Origin of the sequence: Kitasatospora sp. NPDC058190 (genome assembly GCF_042883685.1) — a bacterium.
Taxonomy (GTDB): Bacteria; Actinomycetota; Actinomycetes; order Streptomycetales; family Streptomycetaceae; genus Kitasatospora.
In genome coordinates this window covers 1-10,416 of the sequence record NZ_JBHVVI010000089.1, presented here as the reverse complement: position 1 = coordinate 10,416, position 10,416 = coordinate 1, and the positions used below count along the sequence as shown (strand labels likewise).

Genomic DNA, 10,416 nt, shown 5'->3' with positions numbered 1-10,416 from the left:
CGGGGGCCGGGGGGGTGGTCTACTTTTTGCCCCGGGCCACCCCCCCTCCCCTGTTTGTTCGCGCCCCCAAAACCCAAAAAAACGCCCCCTTTTCCCGGGGGGGGGGGGGGGGGGTCAAAATCCCCTCCCCGCCCATCGAGCCGTCACTCAGCGTTCGCGCTCCACCCGGGTGACGTCCCAGACCGGCTCGGACGACTCGTACACCCGTCCGTCCGCGCCGAACACCAGGTAGCGGTCGAAGGTCCTGGCGAACCAGCGGTCGTGAGTGACGCACAGCACCGTGCCGTCGAAGGCCTCCAGCCCGGCCTGCAGCGCCTCGGCGCTCTCCAGGTCCAGGTTGTCGGTCGGCTCGTCGAGCAACAGCGCTGTCACGCCGGAGAGTTCGAGCTTGAGGATCATCAGCCGGGCCTGCTGGCCGCCGGACAGCGACTCGAACTTCTGCTCCTCCTGCCGGTCCAGCTCGTACCGGCGCAGCGCGCCCATCGCGGCGCCGCGGCTGAGCGCGTGCTCCTCCTCGACGATCGAGCGGACGGTACGCCCGAACAGCTCCGGGTGGGCGTGCGTCTGCCGGAAGTGGCCCGGGACGACCCGGGCGCCGAGCTTCCACGCCCCTGTGTGCTCGACCGTCTCGTCGCCGGCCAGCAGCCGCAGGAGGTGCGACTTGCCCGCGCCGTTGGCACCGAGCACCCCGACCCGCTCGCCGTAGAAGACCTCCAGGTCGAAGGGCTGCATCAGACCGGTGAGCTCCAGCTGCTCCATGGTGAAGGCGCGCACGCCGGTGCGCCCGCCCTTGAGCCGCATGGTGATGGTCTGCTCGCGCGGGGGCTCCTCGGGGCGGCCGGCCTCCTCGAACTTCTTCAGCCGGGTCTGCGCGGCGGCGTAGCGGGTGGCCAGCGCGTGGCTGACGGAGGCGGCCTGGCGCAGGGTGACGACGAGCTTCTTGAGCTTGGCGTGCTCCTCGTCCCAGCGTCGGCCCAGCTCCTCGAAGCGCGCGAAGCGGTCCTTGCGGGCCTCGTGGAAGGTGTCGAAGCCACCGCCGTGCACCCAGACGCTGCTGCCGGCCGCGCCCGCTTCGACACTGATGATCTTGTCGGCGGTCTTCGACAGCAGCTCGCGGTCGTGCGAGATGTACAGCACGGTCTTCGAGGTGGCCTTGATGGCCTCCTCCAGCCAGCGCTTGCCCGGGACGTCCAGGTAGTTGTCCGGCTCGTCGAGGAGGAGCACCTCCTCCGGGCCGCGCAGCAGTGCCTCCAGCACCAGCCGCTTCTGCTCGCCGCCGGAGAGGGTGTTCAGACCGCGCCACTGGGCCTTGTCGAAGGGCACACCGAGGGCCGCCATGGTGCAGACGTCCCAGTCGGTCTCGTAGTCGTAGCCGCCGACGTCCGCCCAGTCGGAGAGCGCCTGGGCGTAGGCCATCTGCGTCTTCTCGTCGTCCTGGGCGATCATCGCCAGCTCGGCGGCGTCCACCGCGCGGGCGGCCTCGGCGATCCGCTCGGGCGCGACCGAGACCAGCAGGTCGCGCACCGAGGCGTCGGCCGGCAGCGCGCCCGGGGTGGCGGACTGGTCCTCGCGGCCGGTGGTGCCGACGAACTGGCGCATCACGCCGAGCCCGCCGCTGATCGTCACCGAGCCGCCGTGCGGCTGGATGTCCCCCGCGATCATGCGCAGCAGGGTGGTCTTGCCCGCCCCGTTCGCGCCGACCAGGGCGACCGCGGCGCCCTCGCCGACCCGGAAGGACGCGTCGTCGAACAGCACCCGCCCGTCCGGCAGGTAGTACTCCAGATGCGAAATCTCGACGTGTCCCATAGGTCGGATTTTGCTACGGGCAGGCCGACGGGCCCAAATGCATTTCGGCCCGCCGGCCCGCGGTCAGCTGCCGGACCGCCCGTGGACGAAGTCGGCGAGCCGGTCCAGGCCCTCCTCGATCTCCTGCGGCCGCAGGTGGCTGAAGGAGAGCCGGATCACCCGGCGCGGCTCGGGGTCGGCGTAGAAGTGGTGCAGGGGCGTCCACAGCACCCGGTGCCGCTGCGCGCTGAACTCCAGCAGCGCGTCGTCGGCGGCGAAGGGCACGGTGAGCAGCACGAAGAAGCCGCCCGACGGGGTGTTCCAGGAGACACCGGGGGCCTTCCCCCCGCCGAACCGCCGCTCCAGCCCGTCCAGCACGTGGCGGAGGTTGCTGCGGTAGGTCTCGATCTCGCGGGTGTTGGCGGCCCGCAGGCTGTACTCGTGCTCCAGCAGCTTCCCGCCGATGACGGCCTGGGCGATCGGCGAGGTGTTCACCGTCACCATGCTCTTGATCTTGGCGAGCTGGTCCGCGAGGGTCTCCGGGCCGCCGTGCCCACCCACCACGCGCTGGTCCGCGACCGCGTAGCCGACCCGGGCCCCGGGGATCCCGGTCTTCGCGAACGATCCCAGGTAGACCACCCGTGCGGCGTCGTCGAGCGACTTGATCGTCGGCGGCCCTGCCGGGTCGCCGAGCAGGCCGTACGGGTTGTCCTCCAGGATCAGGAAGTCATGCTCCGCGGCGAGCCGCAGCAGCCGGCGGCGGGCCTCCAGGCTCAGCCTGACCCCGCTCGGGTTGGCGAAGTCGGGGACGACGTAGCAGGCACGCGGGTTCAGCCCGGCCGCCTTGGCGCGCTCCACGACGGTGACCAGGTGGTCGAGGTCGATCCCCTCCGGGGACTCCTCGACCGGCAGCACCGGCATGTCGACCAGCTGAGCCGCCCCGTGCATCCCGACGTAGGCGGGCACCACCGACAGGAGCACGTCGTCGCCGCTGCGGCGCAGGGCGCGCAACGTCAGGTACAGGGCCTCCTGGCAGCCGACCGTGACCACGACCGACTCCGGGTCCACCGTGATGCCCTCGTCCACCTCCAGGTGCCGGGCGATCAGCTCGTGGATGATCCCCTTCGTACGCCCGTACTGCATCACCGTCCGGCTCACCGCGGCCTCGTCACCGCCCAGGCGGTCCGCCAGGTGCCGGCGGTAGGTCTCCAGGTGACGGTGGATGTCGTCGAGGTCGAAGAAGCCCTCGTACGGGCGCCCGGCCGCGAACGAGATGGCGTCCGGGTAGCGCTGCGCCACCTCGTTGAGGAAGTTCATGGACTCACTGACGGGCGACCCCAGGGACTCGTGGAGCGTCCCGAGGGCGAGGTCCGCCGCTTGGCTGTTCATCGTGCTGAACCGCTTTCCCTGTCGTAGTCGGCCCGGACGGTGCGCAGCAGCCGGGCGGCGGCGACCGAGTCGCAGCCCGCCAGGCCCAGCGCGTCGCGGATCTCCTCGCCGAGGAGTCGCAGGACGGTGTCGGCGCCCGCCTCGCCGCCGACCGCCAGCCCCCAGATCAGCGGGCGGCCCACCAGGACACCCGACGCGCCGAGGGCCACGGCCTTCAGGACGTCCGTACCGCTGCGGACTCCGCTGTCGAAGAGGACCTCGACGCGGTCGCCGACGGCCTCGCGCACCGCGGGGAGCATCGTGCTGGCCGGCACGGCACCGTCGAGCTGGCGCCCACCGTGGTTGGAGACCACCAGCGCGTCGACGCCGTGACCGGCGGCGAGGCGGGCGTCCTCCGGATCGAGGATCCCCTTGAGGATCAGCGGCAGGCGGGTGCGGGCCCGCAGGCGCTCCACGTGCTCCCAGGTCAGCGCCTCGGTCATGGCCACGCTGGTGTGGGCGGCGACCGCGGAGGCGCCACGGCGTGCCGTGTGCGCCTCGGATGCGCCGCCGGCCGGGAGGTTGGCCGCGGTGACGTCCGCGGGCAGGCTGAACCGGTTGCGGATGTCGCGCAGCCGCCGTCCCATCCACGGGACGTCGACGGTCAGCATCAGGGCCTCGCAGCCGGCGTCCTCGGCCCTCGCGACCAGGTCGAACAGCCGGGCCTCGTCGCGCAGCCAGTAGAGCTGGAACCAGCTGCGGCCGGCCTCGGCGGCGACCTCCTCCAGCGGGTAGCTGCTCAGCGTCCCGATGGTGAACGGCACCCCGGCGCGACGGGCCGCGCGGGCCGTGGCCAGTTCGCCCTCAGGGTGGAGCAGCCGGTGGTAGGCCACCGGTGCCACCGCCAGCGGCATCGCCGCGTCGCGCCCGAGCAGGGTCGTCCCGGCCGTGCAGCCGGACACGTCCCGCAGGACGCGGGGCACCAGGTGGACGCCGTCCAGCGCGGAGCGGTTGGCCGCCAGTGTGAGCTCCCGTCCGCTGCCCCCGGCGACGAAGTCCCAGACGTCCTTCGGCACCGTCGCGAAGGCGGCCCGCTCCACGTCCGCGAGGCAGACCGGCTCGTCGGGTCCGGCGGTCGGAGAGGCCCCGGTGGTCGCGGGTTCCGGCGCCACCACGGACGGCCCCTGACGGTCCGGGAGGTTCACTGGGAAGCGCCGCTCTGCTTGGACCTCTCCAGCTCGACGGCCTCGTAGAGCGCCTTGATGTTCGAGCTGCCGAAGGTCTCGGCGCCGATCCGCTCGATCACCTCGAAAAAGAGGGTGCGGCGCGGGTGGGTGGAGCGGGTGAAGATCTGGAACAGCTGGCCACCGTGGTCCTCGTCGACCAGGAGGTTCAACTCCCGCAGCTCGTCCAGCTCGTGGTTCTTGGGGGTGATCCGCTCGGTGAGCAGGTCGTAGTACGAGCCCGGGGTCGTCAGGAACTCCACCCCGCGCTCCCCGAGGGCGCGGACGGAGCGCGCGGCGTCCTCGACCGAGAACGCGATGTGCTGGACGCCGGCACCGTCGTGGCCGGCGAGGAAGCCGTCGATCTGGCCCGGGGCGGCGGTGGTGTCCGGCTCGATGACGGTGAACGTCACCTCGCCGGAGGCGCTCTGGACGACCTTGGAGTTCATCGCCTGGGCGCCGACGACGATGCGCTCCTCGAAGATCTCCCGGAAGCCCAGCACGCTCCGGTAGTACTCCACCGTGGGGTCGAGCTCGCCGGCGTTCACGCAGACGGCGAAGTGGTCGATCAGTTGCGCACCCACCGGTTCGGCGCCGCCGTCCCCCGGTCCGGCCGGGGCCGCCCCGGGCTCCGCGACGAATCCCGGCGGCAGACCGGGCTCCCCGCCGGCGTCACCCCGGACGAACGTGTGGACCACGTCGCCGAAGCCGGCGATCGTGGCGGCGGGCGCCGCACCGTCCGGGCCCGGTCGGTCGACCCGGTCGGCACCGCGTTCCACCGCCGCGGCGAAGGCGGCCGACGCGTCCGCGGTCCGCAGGGCGATGTCCGCGACGCCCTCGCCGTGGCGCCGGACGTAGCGGGTCGCGGGGTGATCGTCCGAGGTGCCTTCGGTCAGGACCAGCACGACCCGGCCCTGCCGGAGCGCCGTGCTCCGGAATCCCCCGGCCTCGGTTCCGCTTCTGCCGATCACCTCGAACGCGTAGCGGTCGACCCACTCCGCGGTCTTTGCCTCAAGGTTCTCGACGTAGAACTCGACATACTCGATACCGAGATCGGCGGGGAAGTCGGATCCGTCCACCATATGCACGCCTCTAACTTGTTCGGGAGTCACGGCCGTTGTGCCGCGACCTGGTTCGGCCAAGGGGAGGAGAGGCCGGGCTCAGCTCTCCTGGACGGCGGCGATGAGACTCTTCGGGCGCATGTCCGTCCAGGACGTCTCGATATAGTCGAGGCATTCCTGGCGGGCCGCCTCACCGAAGGCCTTATTCCAGCCGTCGGGCACCTCGGCAAAGGCCGGCCAGAGCGAGTGCTGCCCCTCCTCGTTGACCAGCACGAGGTAGCTGCCGTCCGGGTTCTCAAACGGATTCGTCATTATGTGGAGCCTTTCCATGGTGGTTCGATGAGGGATCCGTGGATGCCCGGAGGAATATCCGGGCACAGCGGGGCCGACGAATGCGGGGAGGCGCACCCGTTGACCAACGGACAGAACATCGGATTCGCGATCAGACCTTGACCGCGGAGTCGATACGGGAGAAAAGATCTCGGAGCACGGCCTCGGCGTGCTCCACGAGGTAGAAATGGCCGCCGTCGAAGGCGCGCGCGGCGAAGCCGGCACGCGTCACTGCCGACCAGGATTCCATTGAATCCTCGCTCAGCTCCGCGTCCTGACTTCCATAGTAGGCATAGATAGGGGCATTCACCATGGCGTTCTCGACCTCGGGGGCCCGATACCGTTCGATCAATCGGTAGTCGGCGCGGATGGCCGGCAGGATCAGCTCCCGCAGGCCCGCGTCGTCGAAGATGCCCGTCGCCGTTCCGCCCAACAGGCCGACTTCCTCGACGAGTTGAAGGTCACCGGCCTCTGCGAGCCCGCGCGCGGACTCCCGCCCGGGTGCGGCCCGGCCGGAGACCGCAAGAGCCGACAGGGTGACACCGCACTCGGCCTGGAGGCGCACGGCGACCTCATGGGCGACCGACGCGCCCATGCTGTGGCCGAAGAACACCAGCGGAGCGTCGGAGAATCGGGAACATTCGCGCACCAGCGGTTCGACGAGCTCCGCCATCGTCTCGGCCGGCGGGTCGAGCAGGCGGTCTTCCCGCCCCGGATACCGAACCGCCACGATTTCCACGCCATCGGGCACTAGGCCGGCCCAGGAGCGGAAAAAGCTTGCCGCGCCGCCCGCGTGGGCGAAGCAGACGAGTCGGATGTTCGGGTTCGAAATCGGACGTACGGCTCGAAACCAACGATCGGCCGATTCCCTGCCACTGCTGTCCATAACAACCCTTCCGACCCGAGTTCGGGCCGCCCCCGTGCATCACAAATCACCAGGAGAGCACTCCGGCGACAACCGGATATGACAGCGTTCCGGCTATCGGGCGGAAGGGGGGCAGGAGTTTGAGAACGGCGCCCCCCAGCCCCTCCTGCCACGGACGCACAATCGCGGCCGCGCGGATTCAGCTGATCACAGCCCGACGGGTGCGGTCAAGGCAAGACCGGTCACATTCGATCAACTGCGGTCACAGGTGATGGCCGGTCAGCTATGCTTCTCGACTGCCACCGTGATGGAACGTCAGCCAGGCCGCTGCCAGGCGGTCGCTCACCACCGGAGGCACCCCAGGAGAGCTGGCCCAGCGGGCCGGCGGCCGCGTCGGGAGGGACTGCGGCACGCCCCCACAGGCCACCCGCCTCTCCGGCATGCGCGGACACACGGACGGGCCGTGGCGGTGATGACCTCGCCACGGGCAAGCCATGCCGCCAACGACTTCCCCCGGCCCGACCCCGCACCGAGGAACCAGGGCCAGTCGCCGACGCTCGCGGCCATCACGCGCGAGGTCAGGCCGTCCACGGGTCACCACCCGACGAAGATCGCCGATGAAACCGGAGCGCCGAAGCATGTTGGATCCCCAGGCCGAGACCCTTCCCCTGCTCGCCGGCCAGTCCGGTATGTGGTTCGCCCAGCAGCTGGACCCGGAGAGCCCAGCCTTCCGGATGGCCGAATGCCTGGAGATCCACGGCCCCGTCGACACCGGGCTCTTCGAGACCGCCCTGCGTCAGGTCATCCGCGAGGCCGAAGGCTTCCGGCTGACCTTCGTCGAGTCCGACCAGGACGTCCGGCAGCGCATCGACCCGCACAGCGACTGGCCGCTGCACCTGGTGGACGTCTCCGCCGAGCCGGACCCGTGGGCCGCCGCCCAGGCCTGGATGTGGGCCGACCTGAAGAGCCCCGGCGACCTGCGGCACGGACCGCACTTCACCATGGCGCTCCTGCGCGCGGGCGACAACCGCTTCATCTGGTACCAGCGCGCCCACCACGCGGCCGTGGACGGCTACAGCGGCTCGCTCATGGCGGCCCGCACCGCCGAGCTCTACACCGCCCTGGTCGAGGGTCGCCCCGACGACGGCAACCCGCTCCCGCCCTTCCAGCACCTGCTCGACGACGAGGCCGCCTACCGCGGCTCCGAGCAGTACGCCGAGGACCGCCGGTACTGGCTGGAGCGCCTCGCCGACCGTCCCGAGCCGGTCAACCTCGGCGGCCACTTCGCGCCCCCTGCCCGCAGCCACCTGCGCCACACGGTCGAGATCGGCATCGAGCACTCCGCGCACCTGAAGGCGACCGCTCGCCGCCTCGGCGTCGGCTGGTCCGCCTTCGTCCTGGCCGCGACCGCCGCCTACACCCACCGCATGACCGGCGCCCACGACGTCATCCTGGGCATGCCCGTCATGAGCCGCTCCGGCCGGACCATCCGCGCGATCCCCGGCATGCTCACCAACGCCCTGCCGCTGCGCCTGACCGTCACTCCCGAGCTGACCCTGGCCCAGCTGGTCAAGCAGACCAGCGCCGCCGCCCGCCAGGACCTCCGCCACCAGCGCTACCGCTACGAGGAGATGCGGCGGGAACTCGGCCTGGTCGGCGCGTCCGGCCCGCTCGTCGGCGCCACCGTCAACATCCAGGCGTTCAACTACGACCTGACCTTCGCCGGACACCCGTCCACCGCCCACAACCTCACCAACGGCCCCGTCGAGGACCTGGCATTCGTCGTCTACGACCGGGCCGCGGGACAGGGCATGCTCTTCGCCCTCGACGCCAACCCGTCGGTGTACGACGCCGCGCAGGTCGCCGAGCACACCGAGCGCTTCATCCGGTTCCTCGACGCGCTCGCGGCCTCCGACGAGCACCAGCCCATCGGCCGGGTCGAGCTGCTGACCGGGGAAGAGCGCCGGCGGACGCTGACCGAGTGGAACGACACCACGGCCGCCGTTCCGGCCGGGACACTGCCGGAGCTGTTCCAGGCCCAGGTCGCCCGCACCCCCGAGGCGACCGCCCTCGTGTTCCAGGACACCGAGGTCCCGTACGCCGAGCTGAACGCGCGGGCCAACCGGCTCGCCCGGCTGCTGATCGAACGCGGGGCCGGCCCGGAGCGGCTCGTCGCGCTGGCCGCTCCGCGCTCCGTCGAGATGGTGGTGGCGCTGCTCGCCGTCATCAAGACCGGCGCCGCCTACCTGCCGGTCGACCCGGAGTACCCGGCCGAGCGGATCGCCTACATGCTGGCCGACGCCCAGCCGGCCCTGGTGCTGGTCGGCTCGCGGACCGCGGCCGGCCTGAGCGGCGTCACCCCGGCGCCCCTGCTCGTCGTCGACGCCCCGGAGCTCACCGCCGAACTCGAACGGTTCCCCGCCACCGACCCGACCGACGAGGACCGGACCGGACCGCTGCGTCCGGAGCACCCCGCCTACGTGCTCTACACGTCGGGGTCGACCGGCCGTCCCAAGGGTGTCGTCGGCCTGCACGCCAGCGCCGCCAACCTGCTCACCGCGATCGCCCGCGACTACCCGTACCGGCCGGGCGCGCCGACCCTGGCGAAGAGCTCCATGAGCTTCGTCGACGGCTCCACCGAGCTGCTCGGCTCGCTGTTCCACGGCGACCCGGTCGTCCTGGCCGACGCGGCGTCCGCCAAGGACCCGCTGGCCCTGGCCCAGTTGATCGCCCGGCACCGGATCGGCCGCATCACCGTCGTACCGAGCCTGCTCGCCGCCCTGCTCGAGGTCGGCACGCCGCTGCTGGCCTCGTGCACCCACTGGGTCACCACCGGCGAGAACATCCCCCAGTACCTCGCCGCGCGATTCGCCGAGGCACTGCCGAACGCCCGGCTGCTCAACTTCTACGGCGCCTCCGAGACCAGCGGCGATGTGCTGATCGGCGACTGCGGGGCCACCGAGACCCCGATCGGACGCCCGATCGCCAACACCCGCGTCTACGTCCTCGACAACGCGCTGCGACCGGCCCCGGTCGGCGTGACGGGTGAACTGTACGTCGCCGGTGCCGCGTTGGCGCGTGGCTACCTGAACCGCCCGGAGCTGACGGCCGATCGTTTCGTGGCCGACCCGTTCGGCCCGGCCGGTGAGCGTATGTACCGCACCGGTGACCTGGTGCGCTGGCGTGCGGACGGCACGCTGGAGTTCGCCGGCCGGGCGGACGCGCAGGTCAAGATCCGCGGTTTCCGCATCGAGCTCGGCGAGGTCGAGTCGGCGCTGGCCGGCCACCCGTCAGTGGGCCGGGCCAGCGTCGTGGTGCGCGAGGACCGACCCGGGGACCAGCGGCTGGTGGGGTACGTGGTCCCGGCCGGGGAGCCGGCGAAGCCTGTGGACGGCGAACTGCTGCGCAGGCACGTCGCGTCGGAGCTGCCGGAGTACATGGTCCCGAGCGCGGTGGTGGTGCTGGACTCGCTGCCGCTGACGCCGAGCGGGAAGGTGAACCGGCTGGCGCTGCCCGCACCGGACTACGCGGCCACGACCGCAGGGCGCGCGCCCTCGTCGCGGCAGGAGGAGATCCTCTGCGGCGTCTTCGCCGACGTCCTCGGCGTCCCGTCCGTCAGCATCGACGACAACTTCTTCGAACTCGGCGGCCACTCCCTGCTCGCGACGCGGCTGATGAGCCGGATCCGTACCGTGCTGGGCGTCGAGGTCGGCATCCGCGCCCTGTTCGAGACCCCGACCGTCGCCGGCCTGGCCACACGCCTCGACGGGACCGGAACAACCCG

General features: G+C 71.5%; 7 protein-coding genes. 1 reads left to right on the top strand and 6 read right to left on the bottom strand.

Features of this window, described 5'->3' with window-relative positions; all coding sequences use genetic code 11:
- Window positions 1–147: 147 nt before the first annotated feature.
- The 6 genes from ACFVWU_RS32040 to ACFVWU_RS32015 all read right to left on the bottom strand — a co-directional run bounded on the left by ACFVWU_RS32040 (window position 148) and on the right by ACFVWU_RS32015 (window position 6,653).
- Entirely contained in the window at window positions 148–1,806 is a 1,659-nt protein-coding gene (locus tag ACFVWU_RS32040; protein WP_387627424.1) for an ABC-F family ATP-binding cassette domain-containing protein, read from the bottom strand.
- Between the two features lie 63 nt (window positions 1,807–1,869).
- Entirely contained in the window at window positions 1,870–3,174 is a 1,305-nt protein-coding gene (locus tag ACFVWU_RS32035; RefSeq protein ID WP_387627423.1) for a PLP-dependent aminotransferase family protein, read from the bottom strand.
- Entirely contained in the window at window positions 3,171–4,325 is a 1,155-nt protein-coding gene (locus ACFVWU_RS32030) for an alpha-hydroxy acid oxidase (RefSeq protein WP_387627457.1), read from the bottom strand. The genes ACFVWU_RS32035 and ACFVWU_RS32030 overlap by 4 nt, the downstream gene beginning before the upstream one ends.
- 29 nt (window positions 4,326–4,354) lie before the next feature.
- A complete protein-coding gene (gene hppD / locus ACFVWU_RS32025; protein WP_387627422.1) occupies window positions 4,355–5,458 on the bottom strand; it encodes a 4-hydroxyphenylpyruvate dioxygenase in 1,104 nt (367 codons plus the stop codon).
- Window positions 5,459–5,536: 78 nt separating this feature from the next.
- A complete protein-coding gene (locus ACFVWU_RS32020; RefSeq protein ID WP_387627421.1) occupies window positions 5,537–5,749 on the bottom strand; it encodes an MbtH family protein in 213 nt (70 codons plus the stop codon).
- A gap of 130 nt (window positions 5,750–5,879) precedes the next feature.
- Window positions 5,880–6,653 (bottom strand): thioesterase II family protein, encoded by a 774-nt coding sequence (locus tag ACFVWU_RS32015; protein ID WP_387627419.1) that lies wholly within the window; start codon window positions 6,651–6,653, stop codon window positions 5,880–5,882.
- 617 nt (window positions 6,654–7,270) lie between these two features.
- Here ACFVWU_RS32015 and ACFVWU_RS32010 point away from each other — a divergent pair.
- Window positions 7,271–10,416, top strand: a 3,146-nt coding sequence (locus tag ACFVWU_RS32010; RefSeq protein WP_387627417.1) for an amino acid adenylation domain-containing protein, incomplete at its 3' end; no start/stop codon positions are given.

Bases quoted from the DNA above. Each gene is read 5' to 3' on its own strand.
- ACFVWU_RS32035 (WP_387627423.1), bottom strand. From the start codon at position 3,174: ATGAACAGCCAAGCGGCGGACCTCGCCCTCGGGACGCTCCACGAGTCC.
- ACFVWU_RS32015 (WP_387627419.1), bottom strand. From the start codon at position 6,653: ATGGACAGCAGTGGCAGGGAATCGGCCGATCGTTGGTTTCGAGCCGTA.
- hppD (WP_387627422.1), bottom strand. From the start codon at position 5,458: ATGGTGGACGGATCCGACTTCCCCGCCGATCTCGGTATCGAGTATGTC.
- ACFVWU_RS32020 (WP_387627421.1), bottom strand. From the start codon at position 5,749: ATGACGAATCCGTTTGAGAACCCGGACGGCAGCTACCTCGTGCTGGTC.
- ACFVWU_RS32040 (WP_387627424.1), bottom strand. From the start codon at position 1,806: ATGGGACACGTCGAGATTTCGCATCTGGAGTACTACCTGCCGGACGGG.